The following is a 14,003-nucleotide window of genomic DNA, read 5'->3' as shown; positions in this document are numbered from 1 at the left end:
TTATCCAACGCAAAACCGCTTTGCACTTTTGCTGGAAGTGCTTTATTGCAAAGAAAAGGCCCGGTCGAAAGACCGGGCCTTTTTCGTAATTACCAGCTGCCAATATTTTCAGCGGAAGCCCATGGCTCCTGTGGTGCAAGGCGCTCGCCTTTTTGGATCAGCTCAATGGAAATGCCATCTGGAGACTTGATGAAAGCCATATGGCCGTCACGTGGCGGACGGTTGATGGTGACACCGGCGTCTTTCAATTTCTGGCAAGTCTCATAGATATCATCGACCGCGTAGGCGAGATGGCCGAAATTACGACCACCGCTATAGGTTTCAGGGTCCCAGTTATAGGTGAGCTCCAGCTCTGGCGCGCGTTCTGCTTTGGCTTTTTCCTTATCGGATGGAGCGGCAAGGAAAATCAGCGTGAAACGGCCTTTTTCGTTTTCGGTGCGGCGAATTTCTTCAAGGCCAAACTTGTTGACATAAAAATCGAGCGATTCATCAATATCGCGAATTCTAACCATCGTGTGCAGATAACGCATAGTTTTCTCCTGGTTCATATGCTGACCCGGTCACAGAAGTTCAACGCATTCCAGGAGGAATGGTTCAGCTCAAGTCCCAGTTCATTTTGCAGAGCATTTAAGAGCGGTTTTGTGGATAGGCTGCTTGTGGGAAAACACAAGTAAACAAGTTGTCGAATTTTACTGCTGCCATATGTTTTTGATTGTGTTGCTGACAGGGCAATTTTGCATTTGAGAAATTTACGAATTAACGATGAAGGCACAAAGCCTGTGGTCATCCTCAAGACAGCATAAGTTTAGGCTTGCCGCATCCGGTTAAGGAAGTGTTATTCTTTGGTCAAGAATCAGGTCAGAATCGCAACGGAACAACAGAGGAGGGGCGAGCGCATGGCGGACAAATCTGTGTCGAGTGACCAGTTTCGCAGTCAGGCCTCCTCAGAAGAGCTAGGCGAACTTATTGAAGTGTCCGGCCACATTAAGTGGTTTGACGTTGCAAAGGGCTACGGCTTCATTGTTCCTGACCAGCCGGGTCTTTCCGATATCCTGCTGCATGTCACTTCGCTTCGCCGCGATGGCTTCCAAACAGCGCTTGAAGGAGCGCGCATTGTTTGTGAAGTTCGCAATGGTGACCGTGGCATGCAATGCTTCCGTGTTCTTTCCATGGATACGTCGACCGCTGTGCATCCAGCGCAGATGCCGCCGCAGCGCACGCATGTTACAGTTACGCCGTCCAGTGGTCTGGAACGTGTTATCGTCAAGTGGTTCAATCGCACTAAGGGCTTCGGCTTTTTGACACGCGGTGAGGGCACCGAAGATATTTTCATTCATATGGAAACACTACGCCGTTTCGGAATGATGGAACTGCGCCCCGGTCAGGTTGTCCTGATCCGTTTCGGCAACGGTGACAAGGGCCTTATGGCCGCTGAAATCCATCCGGATATCGGCACGGCGATTCCCGTTTCGCACTAATTTGACTTTCAGACGATGTCACAAGCCGGTGATGCCAGTGACTAAGCAGTGACTGGGCCTTGCCGCGTCTGGGCCTGATTGGTAATGTCCGCCGCTCAAACGCACCATTCGTGATTGTCTGTCAAAAGACACTCAACACGAGCACGTAGGACAAGAGCAGGTAATGGGCCGCATTCTTTTCGCATTTGCATTTATTTTCTTTGCGTTTTCCACCCAAGCGCAGGAAACCAAGCCCATACATTTGCCAATGGACAAAGAACCACTCACCTTCATGACCTCGAAAGGCAAAGTGTCATTTGGCTTGGAAGTTGCTGCGACGGACGAGGCGCGGATGCGCGGGCTGATGTGGCGCACCGACTTCCCAAAGGATCGAGCCATGCTTTTCGTATTCGGTGAAATGCGCAGTGTTATGATGTGGATGCAGAACACGCCTTCGCCGCTGGATATGGTTTTCCTTGATGACACAGGCCATGTATCCTCGATTCATGAAAACGCTGTCCCGTTTTCCGAAGATATTATTTCTTCGCAAGGGCCGGCGGCTTATGTCGTGGAACTTCTTGCCGGTACTGTTAAGCGGATCGGAATCAAGCGTGGTGACAGAGCGATCCACACAGCTATTTGTGGCGAGTGTCGCAGCTAGATTTTTCTAATTTTGCTGGAAACCCTCTAATTTGTTGTTTCTGTGCGAACCGCTTCGCATCTTTGCGGAAATGATTCCGACACCACGCATCTAAAAATCAAAAGGAATACAAAATTGAGCGCGCTCGATATCGAATATTTCGAACATGATGGTTTGCGTCTTGCGTATCGTCAGGACGGAGAAGGCGATCCGATCTTGCTCATTCATGGTTTTGCGTCCTCAAGCCTTGTCAATTGGGTGTCGCCCGGTTGGTTTCGGACGCTGACCGAAGCTGGATATCGTGTCATTGCGATAGATAATCGTGGGCATGGGTTTTCAGCGAAAAGCCATGAAGCCGATGATTATACGCCGAGCGCTATGGCGAGCGATGCGGCAGCGTTGCTTGACCATCTGGGCATCGAAAAAGCGCATGTGATGGGGTATTCGATGGGGGCGCGCATCAGCGCGTTTCTTACAATCGAGCATCCTGATCGTGTTCGTAGTGCTGTATTTGGGGGGCTTGGCATTGGAATGGTGACAGGTGCTGGCGATTGGGAGCCGATTGGCGAAGCATTGCTTGCTGAAGACCCATCGACGATCACCCATCCGCGCGGACTGATGTTCCGTAAATTTGCCGATCAGACCAAGAGCGACCGGATTGCTCTGGCGGCTTGTGTCATTACGTCTAAAGAACTGGTTTCTGCCGAGGCAATTGCGCGCATCATGCAGCCGGTCCTTGTAGCAGTTGGTACCACTGACGATATTGCAGGAAGTGCACAGGAACTGGCCGATATGCTGCCAAATGGCCAGGCACTCGATATCCCGGACCGCGATCATATGTTGGCGGTGGGCGATAAGGTCTATAAAAAGGGCGTCTTGGCCTTTCTTGAAGAAAATCCTCTTTGAGCCGATACGGTGGATTTCATTCAATTGCGTTAAACTGAGCGATAAGATTTATGCGGTGTAAAGGCACGGCATTTTGAGATATGTTATCCGCTGAACTCACATTGCGATGCAGGCAAACGGGCAAGGGGAGTGTTCAGACGCCGCATTGAGCAAAATTGGAGCATGCATAATGTCAGTTCGTACGAACGCGAAAGTATCCCCTTCTTTGGGGCAGGTTGATCCGATCTGGCACTCTGTCCGCGCCGAAGCGGAGGAAGCTGCCAAGAACGATCCCGTGCTTGGAACGTTTCTTTACGCAACGATTATCAACCAGTCGACGCTGGAAGATGCTGTGATGCATCGTATTGCGGAGCGTCTGGGACATGCGGATGTAAGCGCAGATATTCTGCGCCAGACCTTCGATGCAATGTTAGAGGCAAACCCTGAATGGTCGCATATCGTGCGGGTGGATATTCAGGCGGTTTATGATCGTGATCCGGCCTATAACCGTTTCATGGACCCGGTTCTTTATCTCAAAGGTTTTCATGCTATCCAAACGCATCGTTTGGCGCATTGGCTCTATAAAGAAGGGCGCAAAGACTTCGCTTATTATCTGCAAAGCCGCTCGTCTTCTATTTTTCAGACGGATATTCATCCCGCTGCGCTATTTGGCAGTGGATTGTTCCTTGATCATGCTACCGGACTTGTGGTCGGTGAGACCGCGGTGATCGAAGACAACGTCTCGATCCTGCATGGTGTTACCCTTGGTGGTACAGGCAAAGCCAGTGGCGATCGTCATCCAAAAATCCGTCACGGCGTGCTGATCGGTGCAGGTGCCAAAATCCTTGGTAATATTGAAGTAGGAAACTGCTCAAAGATAGCGGCCGGCTCTGTTGTGCTGAAATCTGTTCCACAGAATGCTACCGTTGCAGGTGTGCCTGCGAAGGTAGTCGGTGAAAGCGGTTGCTCTGAGCCTTCGCGTGTCATGGATCAGATGTTGAGCGAAGCTGCGTTCGGCGAACACATGTTTGGCGAAGGCATCTGATGCCTTATTGACCTGCTAAATTGTGAGAATTGCCAACCGCTGGTTTTTCAATCCGAGCGGCCTATATCACGCTTAGCGGTTCATAACTATTCGTGCATGGGCACATCAGCTCATGTGTTAGTGCTTTACATCACATAAGGGCGGGTGCATTAAACCGGCCTCAAATCAATCTCAGGAGAAGCCGGTTGAAACCCGAAGAACTCAAGAAACTCGACGCATATTTCAAGCGGACTTTTAACAATCCTGGCCTGCAGATTAAGGCGCGTCCACGCAAAGACGATTCCGCCGAGGTGTATCTGGACGATGAATTCCTGGGGCTCGTCTACAAGGATGAAGACGAAGGCGAACTTTCTTACAACTTCTCGATGGCCATTCTCGACGTGGATCTCTGAGATACGTTGCGATGAACAAGAACGCCCTTCCTGTTTTACAGGGAGGGCGTTTTTTGTTGGCGTAAAGCCGCATTTCGTTCTTACGATAAATAGCGCATCTTGCTTCGAGATTTTGTAATGGAGGAAAGCTCATGCCAATTTATGCGTATAACGGTCATCAACCGGAATTTGTCGACCGAGCCAGCAACTGGATCGCACCGGACGCGACGCTGATTGGCAAACTTGCGATCGGGGAAAATGCTGGCTTCTGGTTTGGATCCGTTTTGCGCGGTGATAATGAGCTGATCAATGTGGGAGCGAACACCAATGTGCAGGAACACACCATCATGCATACCGATATTGGTTTTCCGCTTACGATTGGCAAAGGCTGCACCATCGGGCACCGAGCGATTCTGCATGGCTGCACGATTGGCGAAAACACCCTGATTGGTATGGGTGCAATCATTCTCAATGGCGCGAAGATCGGTAACAATTGCCTGATTGGCGCTGGCGCGCTTATCACGGAAGGCAAAGAGTTTCCGGATAATTCTCTGATCGTTGGATCGCCCGCCCGCGTTATTCGGGAGCTTAATTCTTCAGCTATTGAGAAACTGAAACTGTCCGCACAGCATTATGTCGAGAAGGGGCGGTCCTTTATGCGTGGTTTGGAGCCCGTATAAATAAAAAAGAACGGGGAATGACGACCCGTCCTTTTCTTCATTAGGTTTATCGAAATCAGTTGCGAATGCTACTTACAAACTGATCGCTACCATTCTTGATCGACACCCATGCACCAGTATTGGCTGTGGATTGGCGCTTTAAGAATGTGTAGTCGGTTTCGTTCCAGATGCGCACACGCTTATCGAGATTGTCGAGAATGAAATCGCCGCGATCGGTGCGTACAGTCAAGACTGCATGGCCTTCACCATTTGGCTGACGAACAACGGTCATCAACAGTGTGTTGGCCGGAATACCTAGTGTCAGCAATTCACGGCGCTTGAGCAACATGTAGTCATCGCAATCGCCAGCAGTCGTTGGGTATTCCCAATATTCCTCTTTTCCCCAGACTTCCATGTCGGTGCGCGGCATGATTCGTTCGTTTACGCTGGCGTTAACGGCGATAATTTCTTGCCAGACTTTCTGATTTAGTGTGAGGGGCGCGCTGTTGTTGCTGGTGATCTTGCACTCGGCTTCGTGACGATCGCAAAATTCATAATGGCCGATTGGCTGCGAAGTGCGTTCGCCGGTTGGCATCCAATGCGAGCTTGATGCCGGGTTTGCAGCTTGTGCGAAAACCGTTCCCAAAAGGATCAGCATTGCTGCGATGATTGTCTGCTTTGTCATTCTTTTTGTCTCCCTGTTGGAAACAAGAATGCGTGCAAGACTTTGAGAGCGGGGAAATTCAGACGCGAAAATGCGAATCTAATTTGAATAAAACTGCACGAAACTCAGCAACGGTTTGTTCAGAAATAGCGCTATATGAGCCATAATAGCGCTATTTATGGCGTTTTGATGCCGACAAGGGCTCCAAAATCAATTTGCTAATCCGTAACCTTAGTGCGTGTTTACCTTTTAACACGCGCATCTAAAAGGTGCGTCAGGCTTTGCCACCGGTAATGACGCGCAGAGCGGGAATATCGCGCGTCGGCACCGGCGTTGCCCAGCGACGGGTGCTGCTTGCGGCATTTGTGCCGTTCATGGTGACAGCTGATGGCTTGCGGATTTCCTGTATCACCACGAGATCGGGCGCCAGCGGTTCGATGCTGTTGAGGTTACCCAGTACCAACGGATCTGCCCCGGCCCAGGCGACATCATTGAGCACAGAGATGCCGCCGAGCAGATTGAGCCTTCCGCCGTCACTCGATTCGAGCGGAGCAAGCAGCATTTCAAAAGACAGGCTGCGTCCTGAAAGGCTTATTCCATCGTTCTGACTTAAAGCGGGTACCAGCAGTGAATTGATGTTGCGCGCCAGTTCATTCAGGGCAGGGCGGTTGCGCTCCGGCCATAGTGAGAGAAAACGAGTGGTTTTCAGTTCCCGTCCGAACAGCGCGCAGATGCGGGTGCCTGCCAGGCGGAATATCAACTCACCGTTTTCGTCTTCTTCGAGAAAAAACAGATCCGACAAATGACGTCCAAGTTTGCGCGGCTGGATCGATTCGCGCTGCGGCGCACGCAAGCTGCCGCTCTGACCCAGAGCCAGTCGCTGCCATTCGCTGAAGATTGCGATCGTGCTGCGGTTTTTCATTTTGCGCTGCTTGTTGCTCTCTGGCCGTTCGTCTGGATTTGCGGGCAGTGCCCGTCGGTCAGCGCATTAAAATAGTATTAACGAGCAAGATGCCAGCTTAACCCTTTTTTCATCCACGACGCGCGCTTGTTAAGGTTAATAAGAAGTAATAGTTGCAAAAGTTCTTTTATAGCAGTTTGATGAGTTATCAGAAGAAGTCATTGTCTTGGTTGGCTTTTTCCTGATCTCCAGATTTTGTCTCGCAAATATCAGACATTTGCGACAAGGCCGTACGGGACCCTCCGGCGGCCTTTATTTTTAACGAATTGTCACTTATCAAGAATCCCAACATCTTAACATGTGCAATCAGCGCATCCGGTCTCTAGAGTATTTTCAATTTAAGTTGAGCCGTGAGAAATGCTCTATATCTTTGTATTTACGCGCATCTTGTTCCGAAAACCGTTTCACACTTTTCGGGATGCGCTCTAGCAGATGGAAAGCGGCAATTTATGAATACGCCTCAGCCTGAAATGCGCGGAAATGCCAATGATTCGAGACGATTGGGCGGTGGCGAGCCGATATTCAACATACCGAGCGTCATTCTCGCATTGATGGCTATTTGCGCGGGCGTTTACATTTATCAGAACTACATTATCAGCGAGCAGCAGAATTATGAGTTCATGCTGAACTTCGCTTTGATTCCAGCGCGATTCTCATTGGCAGGCGGTTTTTCCGATCCGGTAGCACTGTTCACGCTCATCAGTTACTCTTTCATGCATGGTGGTTTTGCCCATATCGCGGTCAACATGATCTGGTTCGCGGCTTTTGGTTCTCCGCTGGCAGGACGTATTGGCACCGGTCGAATGATTATCTTCTGGATTTTGACATCGGTGATTGCGGGGCTGACGCATTATGCCATTTACCCTGAAAGTGTGACGCCGCTTGTGGGGGCTTCCGGGGCGATTTCCGGCATGATGGGCGCTGCTGCACGTTATGGATTCCGCCGTGTTGGTGCTGGACGCCGATCAGAATTTGCCGGGCCGGTTTTGCCGATTGGCCTTACGCTGACATTGAAGCCCGTGCTGACCTTCGTAGGAATCTGGTTTCTGATCAATATTTTTACGGGACTTTATTCGACCGGCGGGGCTGATTTGTCGGGCATTGCCTGGGAAGCGCATATTGGCGGATTTATTGCTGGGTTCTTTGGCATTTCATTGCTGGATAAGCCGCGCAGCTACGACGCAGTAATCAGGCGCTGACCTGATCCCTCCCTATTTAGTCCGCTTGCAAAGCATTCATTGAAAGCGCACCATCTTGGGAACACAGCTGGAGGAGCTGCGTTACAATCATGCGGCAGAGCCGCAAGATAGATTGCTGAACCTTGGGAGGGACTTTGGCATGACTGTTAGATCGATTCTCGAGACAAAGGGCCGGGATGTTGTTGTTATCGGTCCCAATGACACGCTTTCACATGCTGTTGCTGTCCTGGCTCAACGCAAAATCGGTGCCTTGGTCGTCTGCGATGAATCCGGCCGGATAAAGGGTATTTTTTCTGAACGTGACGTGGTGCGCGCTATTGCGTCTATGCAGGAAAAGATCGCGGACCGGCTGGTGTCTGAGTTTATGACCACAAAAGTACAGGTATGTCGAGAACATCACACCGTGAATCAGGTGATGGAAATAATGACCCGCAACCGATTTCGCCACATGCCCGTCGAAGAAAACGGCAAGCTTGCAGGAATCATCTCCATTGGCGACGTTGTGAAACGGCGCATTGAAGATGTGGAGCGCGAGGCAGAAGATATTCGAACCTATATTGCGACCGCATGAATTGGCGAGATACAGCTATCAAAACATTATCTGGAGCGTATGAAACGCTCCAGATAATCGAGTTGGGCTGATTTTTTATGAAGGGCGGCGCGCGCGCAGATAGCGCTCGGCCGCGTAAAGTGAAACGGCGGCCGCATTGGAGACGTTTAGCGACTTGATTTCGCCTGGCATGTCGAGCCGTGCCAAAGCACTCACTGTTTCGCGGGTCTTCTGACGCAATCCCTTGCCTTCAGCGCCGAGAACAAGGGCTACGCGATCACCGGAGAGTGTCGATTCCATTTCTTGCGGCCCTTCCGAATCAAGGCCGATGGTCATGAATCCGAGAGAATGAAGTTCTTCGATGGCGTCTGCCAGATTGCGCACTTCGATGTGAGGAATCAGTTCGAGCGCTCCAGACGCAGCTTTCGCAAGCACGCCGCTTTCCTGCGGGCTGTGACGGCTTGTTGTGATCAGTGCGCCAGCACCAAAAGCCACAGCCGAACGAATAATAGCGCCGACATTATGCGGATCGGTCACCTGATCGAGAACCAGCAACAGCGGGCTTTCTTTCAGTTCTGACAGTTTCTTAGGCCGAAGCGGCTGCGCTTCAATCATAACGCCTTGATGCACGGCATCGGAGCCTGTCTCTTTGTCGATGTCTTTTGGTTCGACGATTTCAACAGGGAAGGGCAGAGTTTCCGCTTCGCCAATTTCAAGCCGAGCGAAGCCATTGCGTGTGGCGCGCATACGCAGAATGTTGCGCGCGGGATTCTCTACTGCAGCGCGTACGGTGTGCAGGCCGTAAAGACGGACTGTTCCTTCCGCTACACGACTTGCAGGTATCGGAGCGCGCTGCGGCTTGTGCGGAGCCTTGCCTTCTTGAACAGCCTTATGATCGCGATGTTCGCGACGCAGGCGCGCATAGTGAGAATCTTTTGGGGTACGGGGAGAGTTTTGATCGTTCATGATGCGCTTATATCCTGTCCACAGCAGGGAAGATAGTTGGATAGCAGTTAAATGAGCCCGGAAATTTGGACGCCCAATAGGCCTTAAGCCCTGATTTCCGGCGGTTCTGCCTGAACCTCAATCGGCTGTCACCTGCAACTATTGGAAGGATATGCATTCTTTTCACTTTTACCCTGTTGACAGGACGAGCGCATATCGGCATAAGCCCCCTCGCAGAACAACGGAAGGCCCACACAGCCCACTAGAAATTCTGCAGAAAATGCCTAGTTACTCGACTCTGCTGATAGTGATATTAGGAGGAATGCCCGAGCGGTTAAAGGGGACGGACTGTAAATCCGTTGGCTAAGCCTACGTTGGTTCAAATCCAACTTCCTCCACCACTGTCGGATAAGAGTTTAGAGTATGCGGGTATAGCTCAATGGTAGAGCAGCAGCCTTCCAAGCTGAATACACGGGTTCGATTCCCGTTACCCGCTCCAGTTTTCAAGAGCGGATAGGCGTGTAAGGAATCATCGACGGGCGGTTCGCCGTTCCGTTTTGGCATAAATGTCGGCCTGAAAGTCTGTTAGATTTTCGTGCTGGCGCTCGAGCGGTTCTAGAACAAAGAGAACAACGGCGATGGCAAAAAGCAAGTTTGAACGTAATAAGCCCCACGTAAACATCGGCACGATTGGTCACGTTGACCATGGCAAGACGTCGTTGACAGCAGCAATCACGAAGTTCTTCGGTGAATTCAAGGCATACGACCAGATCGATGCTGCACCAGAAGAACGCGCTCGCGGTATCACCATTTCGACGGCACACGTTGAATATGAAACTGCAGCTCGTCACTATGCACACGTCGACTGCCCAGGCCACGCTGACTATGTCAAGAACATGATCACCGGTGCTGCACAGATGGACGGCGCGATCCTGGTTGTTTCGGCAGCTGACGGCCCGATGCCACAGACCCGTGAGCACATCCTGCTCGCTCGTCAGGTTGGTGTTCCTGCGATCGTCGTGTTCCTGAACAAGTGCGATCAGGTTGACGATGCTGAACTTCTCGAGCTCGTAGAACTCGAAGTTCGTGAACTGCTTTCGAAGTACGACTTCCCAGGCGACGAAGTTCCAATCATCAAGGGCTCGGCTCTTGCTGCTCTGGAAGATTCTTCGAAGGAACTCGGCGAAGACGCAATCCGCAACCTGATGGCTGCAGTTGACGACTACATTCCGACGCCAGAGCGTCCGATTGACCAGCCGTTCCTGATGCCAATCGAAGATGTTTTCTCGATTTCGGGTCGTGGTACTGTTGTTACCGGTCGTGTTGAGCGCGGTATCGTTAAGGTTGGCGAAGAAGTCGAAATCGTTGGCATCAAGGCCACCGGCAAGACGACTGTTACCGGCGTTGAAATGTTCCGCAAGCTGCTCGATCAGGGCCAGGCTGGCGACAACATCGGTGCACTGGTTCGCGGTGTAGGCCGTGACGACGTTGAACGTGGTCAGGTTCTCTGCAAGCCAGGTTCGGTTAAGCCGCACACCAAGTTCAAGGCAGAAGCCTACATTCTGACCAAGGACGAAGGTGGCCGTCATACGCCATTCTTCACCAACTACCGTCCACAGTTCTACTTCCGTACGACTGACGTGACCGGTGTTGTTACCCTGCCAGAAGGCACGGAAATGGTTATGCCTGGCGACAACGTTACCGTTGACGTTACGCTGATCGTCCCGATCGCAATGGAAGAGAAGCTCCGCTTCGCTATCCGTGAAGGTGGCCGTACCGTCGGTGCAGGCATCGTCGCTTCGATCATCGAGTAAAGAATTTGACTGGCGGTACTGCCGCCAGTCTGGCATCCTGAATACCAAATAGGGGTATAGCTCAGTTGGTAGAGCGACGGTCTCCAAAACCGTAGGTCGCGGGTTCGAACCCTGCTGCCCCTGCCATTTTAAACGAGTGCTCATGGCTTGACTATGAGCGCTCGTTTTCTGTATTGTAAGTAGAGTGTCATGCGCCCTCCTGGGTGCACAAAGCACGATGCTATAGGCGGAATTTCGTGCCTATTCGATATGCGCTTGAGTTCGTTTTGATTTGAAACGGTCTCGATGCGAGATCGGAGAAAATAACTTTCTGCCGGAACTTGTTGGCCGGGCAGGGAGGGTCGCTACCGCCAAATTATACGGATGTGTAATTGAATGGCTGGTTAAGCGAGTTTAGCAAGGATCGGTTATCTCCGATAAGCCTGTATGGTATTCTTTTAACCAATGGGCTTGTTTTTTTTGAGAATCGATTCTATGTAACGTCAACAGACACGCGGTGCGTGGGGCTGAATCTTCAGCTTTGCGTACCGTATACGCGTGGGTTCCCGTTTTTGATTCGTTTTTGGGTCGGAAATGGTGGTTCACCAAGCAAATAGAGTGGCAGATGGCATCCAAGACGAATCCGATCACCTTTTTCCAGCAGGTTCGCGCCGAAACGGCGAAAGTAACTTGGCCTACACGGCGTGAAACGATCATCTCCACGATCATGGTGGTGGTCATGGCGTTTCTGGCTGCTATTTTCTTTTTTCTTGCCGATCAGCTTATGGCCTATGGCGTAGAATTTATACTTGGCCTTGGCCGCTAAGCAGGATTGGGGAGTTACGAGATGACAGCGCGCTGGTACATCGTTCACGCCTATTCCAACTTCGAAAAGAAGGTGGCCGAGGACATCGAAATCAAAGCTGCTCAGAAGGGTCTTTCCGGCCTGATCGAGCAGATCGTTGTGCCTACCGAGAAGGTTGTTGAAGTTCGCCGCGGCCGCAAGGTCGATGCTGAGCGCAAGTTTTTCCCGGGTTATGTACTTGTACATGCCACGCTGACTGATGCTGTGTTTTCTTTGATTAAGAATACGCCGCGCGTGACTGGTTTCCTTGGCGATTCAAAGCCTGTTCCAGTTTCTCAGAAGGAAGTCGATCAGATTCTGAACCAGGTTCAGGATGGTGTTGATCGGCCAAAATCATCAATCACGTTTGAGATTGGTGAAAACGTTCGCGTTTCCGATGGTCCGTTTGCTTCGTTCAACGGTATCGTTCAGGAAGTCGATGATGAGCGTGCCCGTCTCAAGGTTGAAGTTTCCATCTTCGGGCGTGCTACGCCTGTGGATCTTGAATACAGTCAGGTCGACAAGCTCTGATTGTTTGCCCGCAAGGGTGTCCGCTGTCAAAAGTGGAAAAGGTGGAAGGATAGGCGGCTTAGCCGGTCGCTGATTTCGCACCACCAAACTGCCAGTCAGTTTATCTGACGTCAGTCGAGAGCCGGGTTTTCCGGCATTAATCGAGAACGCCGGTTTCCGGTATTTTTATGAAGGCAGAATGCAATGGCTAAGAAAATTGCAGGCCAGCTGAAGCTCCAGGTAGCAGCAGGTGCGGCCAATCCATCGCCTCCGATTGGCCCAGCATTGGGTCAGCGCGGCATCAACATCATGGAATTCTGTAAGGCATTTAACGCTGCCACACAGGAACTGGAAAAAGGTTCGCCGATTCCAGTCGTGATCACATACTACCAGGACAAGTCTTTCACTTTTGTGATGAAGACTCCTCCGGTAACCTACTTCCTTAAGAAGGCTGCCAACCTCAAGTCGGGCTCAAAGGCGCCTGGCAAGGAAAAGGCAGGCACAATTGCGCGTGATAAAGTTCGCGAAATTGCTCTTGTTAAGATGAAGGATCTGAACGCATCTGACGTGGAAGCGGCAATGCGTATGATCGAAGGTTCTGCCCGTTCGATGGGCCTGGAAGTGGTGAGCTAAGACCATGGCAAAGATTTCCAAGCGTGTAGCTAAGATCCGCGAAGGCGTTGACGTCAACAAGCTCTATGACCTGTCCGATGCAATCGGTCTGGTTAAGGAACGTGCAGTTGCCAAGTTCGACGAAACCATCGAAATCGCAATGAACCTCGGCGTCGATCCGCGACACGCCGACCAGATGGTTCGTGGCGTTGTCAACCTTCCAAACGGCACCGGCCGTACCGTTCGCGTTGCTGTTTTTGCACGCGGCGACAAGGCTGAAGAAGCCAAGAAGGCTGGCGCCGACATCGTTGGTGCAGAAGAACTGGTCGATATCGTCAATGGCGGCAAGATCGAATTCGATCGTTGCATTGCAACCCCTGACATGATGCCACTCGTTGGTCGTCTCGGTAAGGTACTCGGCCCACGCGGCCTGATGCCAAACCCTAAGGTTGGTACTGTGACCGTCGACGTTGCAGCTGCAGTTACCGCTTCCAAGGGCGGCGCAGTTGAATTCCGCGTTGAAAAGGCTGGTATCATCCACGCCGGTATCGGCAAGGTTTCCTTCGATAGCCAGAAGCTCGAAGAAAACATCAAGGCCTTTGCTGACGCAGTTATCAAGGCAAAGCCTTCGGCTGCTAAGGGTGAATACGTTAAGCGCGTATCGATCTCTTCGACCATGGGCGTTGGCGTCAAGGTCGATCCGGCAACCGTTAAGGTCGTCGCTTAAGTTGTTTTGGCTCCGGTTCGCCGGAGCCTGAGCTTTCCCGAAAGGGAAGGTGCATAGGCCGCACGCCAGCACTGCGAAAGTAGTCGAAAGTGCAAAAATTCCGGATCGCAAGATCCGGATAGCCGGACGAAAGTCCGGTTA

General features: G+C 51.4%; 17 protein-coding genes and 3 tRNA genes. 16 read left to right on the top strand and 4 right to left on the bottom strand.

The window, feature by feature from the left end; all coding sequences use genetic code 11:
• Nucleotides 1-89 precede the first annotated feature (89 nt).
• The gene (gene gloA / locus CES85_RS15970; RefSeq protein ID WP_095446837.1) at nt 90-530 is read right to left on the bottom strand and encodes a lactoylglutathione lyase; all 441 of its coding nucleotides are present in this window, start codon (nt 528-530) and stop codon (nt 90-92) included.
• 366 nt (nt 531-896) lie between these two features.
• Here gloA and CES85_RS15965 point away from each other — a divergent pair, with 366 nt between their 5' ends.
• The 6 genes from CES85_RS15965 (at nt 897) to CES85_RS15940 (ending at nt 5,078) form a co-directional block, all read left to right on the top strand.
• Entirely contained in the window at nt 897-1,478 is a 582-nt protein-coding gene (locus CES85_RS15965) for a cold-shock protein (protein WP_095446836.1), read from the top strand.
• Between the two features lie 163 nt (nt 1,479-1,641).
• Nucleotides 1,642-2,118: a DUF192 domain-containing protein gene (locus CES85_RS15960; protein ID WP_095446835.1), complete on the top strand. Its 477-nt coding sequence runs from the start codon at nt 1,642-1,644 to the stop codon at nt 2,116-2,118.
• Nucleotides 2,119-2,232: 114 nt separating this feature from the next.
• The gene (locus tag CES85_RS15955; RefSeq protein WP_095446834.1) at nt 2,233-3,003 is read left to right on the top strand and encodes an alpha/beta fold hydrolase; all 771 of its coding nucleotides are present in this window, start codon (nt 2,233-2,235) and stop codon (nt 3,001-3,003) included.
• Nucleotides 3,004-3,172: 169 nt separating this feature from the next.
• Nucleotides 3,173-4,027: a serine O-acetyltransferase gene (gene cysE / locus CES85_RS15950; RefSeq protein ID WP_095446833.1), complete on the top strand. Its 855-nt coding sequence runs from the start codon at nt 3,173-3,175 to the stop codon at nt 4,025-4,027.
• Between the two features lie 185 nt (nt 4,028-4,212).
• Nucleotides 4,213-4,419 (top strand): DUF3126 family protein, encoded by a 207-nt coding sequence (locus CES85_RS15945; protein ID WP_095446832.1) that lies wholly within the window; start codon nt 4,213-4,215, stop codon nt 4,417-4,419.
• A 131-nt stretch (nt 4,420-4,550) separates the two neighbouring features.
• Complete coding sequence (locus CES85_RS15940; RefSeq protein WP_095446831.1) at nt 4,551-5,078, top strand: gamma carbonic anhydrase family protein; 528 nt, start codon at nt 4,551-4,553, stop codon at nt 5,076-5,078.
• Between the two features lie 55 nt (nt 5,079-5,133).
• On the opposite strand, the gene CES85_RS15935 is transcribed toward CES85_RS15940, so the two are convergent.
• Nucleotides 5,134-5,742: a transglutaminase-like cysteine peptidase gene (locus CES85_RS15935; RefSeq protein ID WP_095446830.1), complete on the bottom strand. Its 609-nt coding sequence runs from the start codon at nt 5,740-5,742 to the stop codon at nt 5,134-5,136.
• Nucleotides 5,743-5,995: 253 nt separating this feature from the next.
• On the bottom strand, nt 5,996-6,643 hold the full coding sequence (locus CES85_RS15930) for a PAS domain-containing protein (protein ID WP_095446829.1): 648 nt from the start codon (nt 6,641-6,643) through the stop codon (nt 5,996-5,998).
• Between the two features lie 488 nt (nt 6,644-7,131).
• Between CES85_RS15930 and CES85_RS15925 the strand changes: the two genes are divergently transcribed.
• Nucleotides 7,132-7,881, top strand: coding sequence for a rhomboid family intramembrane serine protease (locus CES85_RS15925; protein ID WP_095446828.1), 750 nt, complete (start codon nt 7,132-7,134; stop codon nt 7,879-7,881).
• Nucleotides 7,882-8,020: 139 nt separating this feature from the next.
• Entirely contained in the window at nt 8,021-8,452 is a 432-nt protein-coding gene (locus CES85_RS15920; RefSeq protein ID WP_095446827.1) for a CBS domain-containing protein, read from the top strand.
• Between the two features lie 75 nt (nt 8,453-8,527).
• On the opposite strand, the gene rlmB is transcribed toward CES85_RS15920, so the two are convergent.
• Entirely contained in the window at nt 8,528-9,397 is an 870-nt protein-coding gene (rlmB, locus tag CES85_RS15915; protein ID WP_095446826.1) for a 23S rRNA (guanosine(2251)-2'-O)-methyltransferase RlmB, read from the bottom strand.
• Between the two features lie 295 nt (nt 9,398-9,692).
• Here rlmB and CES85_RS15910 point away from each other — a divergent pair.
• The 8 genes from CES85_RS15910 (at nt 9,693) to rplA (ending at nt 13,862) form a co-directional block, all read left to right on the top strand.
• Nucleotides 9,693-9,777, top strand: a tRNA-Tyr gene (locus CES85_RS15910).
• A gap of 24 nt (nt 9,778-9,801) precedes the next feature.
• Nucleotides 9,802-9,875, top strand: a tRNA-Gly gene (locus CES85_RS15905).
• Nucleotides 9,876-10,014: 139 nt separating this feature from the next.
• Nucleotides 10,015-11,190 carry an elongation factor Tu gene (tuf, locus tag CES85_RS15895; protein ID WP_095446817.1) on the top strand — a complete coding sequence of 392 codons (1,176 nt, stop codon included), beginning with the start codon at nt 10,015-10,017 and terminating at the stop codon, nt 11,188-11,190.
• A gap of 50 nt (nt 11,191-11,240) precedes the next feature.
• Nucleotides 11,241-11,316 (top strand) — tRNA-Trp (locus tag CES85_RS15890).
• A 478-nt stretch (nt 11,317-11,794) separates the two neighbouring features.
• Entirely contained in the window at nt 11,795-11,995 is a 201-nt protein-coding gene (secE, locus tag CES85_RS15885) for a preprotein translocase subunit SecE (RefSeq protein WP_095446825.1), read from the top strand.
• A gap of 21 nt (nt 11,996-12,016) precedes the next feature.
• Nucleotides 12,017-12,544 (top strand): transcription termination/antitermination protein NusG, encoded by a 528-nt coding sequence (nusG, locus tag CES85_RS15880; RefSeq protein ID WP_095446824.1) that lies wholly within the window; start codon nt 12,017-12,019, stop codon nt 12,542-12,544.
• A 183-nt stretch (nt 12,545-12,727) separates the two neighbouring features.
• The gene (gene rplK / locus CES85_RS15875) at nt 12,728-13,156 is read left to right on the top strand and encodes a 50S ribosomal protein L11 (RefSeq protein WP_007875441.1); all 429 of its coding nucleotides are present in this window, start codon (nt 12,728-12,730) and stop codon (nt 13,154-13,156) included.
• Between the two features lie 4 nt (nt 13,157-13,160).
• Nucleotides 13,161-13,862 (top strand): 50S ribosomal protein L1, encoded by a 702-nt coding sequence (gene rplA, locus CES85_RS15870; RefSeq protein WP_095446823.1) that lies wholly within the window; start codon nt 13,161-13,163, stop codon nt 13,860-13,862.
• Nucleotides 13,863-14,003 lie beyond the last annotated feature (141 nt).

The sequence above is a fragment of the Ochrobactrum quorumnocens genome (genome assembly GCF_002278035.1).
Classification (GTDB): domain Bacteria; phylum Pseudomonadota; class Alphaproteobacteria; order Rhizobiales; family Rhizobiaceae; genus Brucella; species Brucella quorumnocens.
Note: the sequence above shows the minus strand (reverse complement) of the source record. Positions and strands in the feature narration are given on the sequence as shown.

Excerpts from the sequence above, each read along its gene's own strand:
- gloA (WP_095446837.1), bottom strand. The coding sequence starts at position 530 with ATGCGTTATCTGCACACGATGGTTAGAATTCGCGATATTGATGAATCG.
- CES85_RS15965 (WP_095446836.1), top strand. The coding sequence starts at position 897 with ATGGCGGACAAATCTGTGTCGAGTGACCAGTTTCGCAGTCAGGCCTCC.
- CES85_RS15960 (WP_095446835.1), top strand. The coding sequence starts at position 1,642 with ATGGGCCGCATTCTTTTCGCATTTGCATTTATTTTCTTTGCGTTTTCC.
- cysE (WP_095446833.1), top strand. The coding sequence starts at position 3,173 with ATGTCAGTTCGTACGAACGCGAAAGTATCCCCTTCTTTGGGGCAGGTT.
- CES85_RS15940 (WP_095446831.1), top strand. The coding sequence starts at position 4,551 with ATGCCAATTTATGCGTATAACGGTCATCAACCGGAATTTGTCGACCGA.
- CES85_RS15935 (WP_095446830.1), bottom strand. The coding sequence starts at position 5,742 with ATGACAAAGCAGACAATCATCGCAGCAATGCTGATCCTTTTGGGAACG.
- CES85_RS15930 (WP_095446829.1), bottom strand. The coding sequence starts at position 6,643 with ATGAAAAACCGCAGCACGATCGCAATCTTCAGCGAATGGCAGCGACTG.
- CES85_RS15925 (WP_095446828.1), top strand. The coding sequence starts at position 7,132 with ATGAATACGCCTCAGCCTGAAATGCGCGGAAATGCCAATGATTCGAGA.
- CES85_RS15920 (WP_095446827.1), top strand. The coding sequence starts at position 8,021 with ATGACTGTTAGATCGATTCTCGAGACAAAGGGCCGGGATGTTGTTGTT.
- rlmB (WP_095446826.1), bottom strand. The coding sequence starts at position 9,397 with ATGAACGATCAAAACTCTCCCCGTACCCCAAAAGATTCTCACTATGCG.
- tuf (WP_095446817.1), top strand. The coding sequence starts at position 10,015 with ATGGCAAAAAGCAAGTTTGAACGTAATAAGCCCCACGTAAACATCGGC.
- secE (WP_095446825.1), top strand. The coding sequence starts at position 11,795 with ATGGCATCCAAGACGAATCCGATCACCTTTTTCCAGCAGGTTCGCGCC.
- nusG (WP_095446824.1), top strand. The coding sequence starts at position 12,017 with ATGACAGCGCGCTGGTACATCGTTCACGCCTATTCCAACTTCGAAAAG.
- rplK (WP_007875441.1), top strand. The coding sequence starts at position 12,728 with ATGGCTAAGAAAATTGCAGGCCAGCTGAAGCTCCAGGTAGCAGCAGGT.
- rplA (WP_095446823.1), top strand. The coding sequence starts at position 13,161 with ATGGCAAAGATTTCCAAGCGTGTAGCTAAGATCCGCGAAGGCGTTGAC.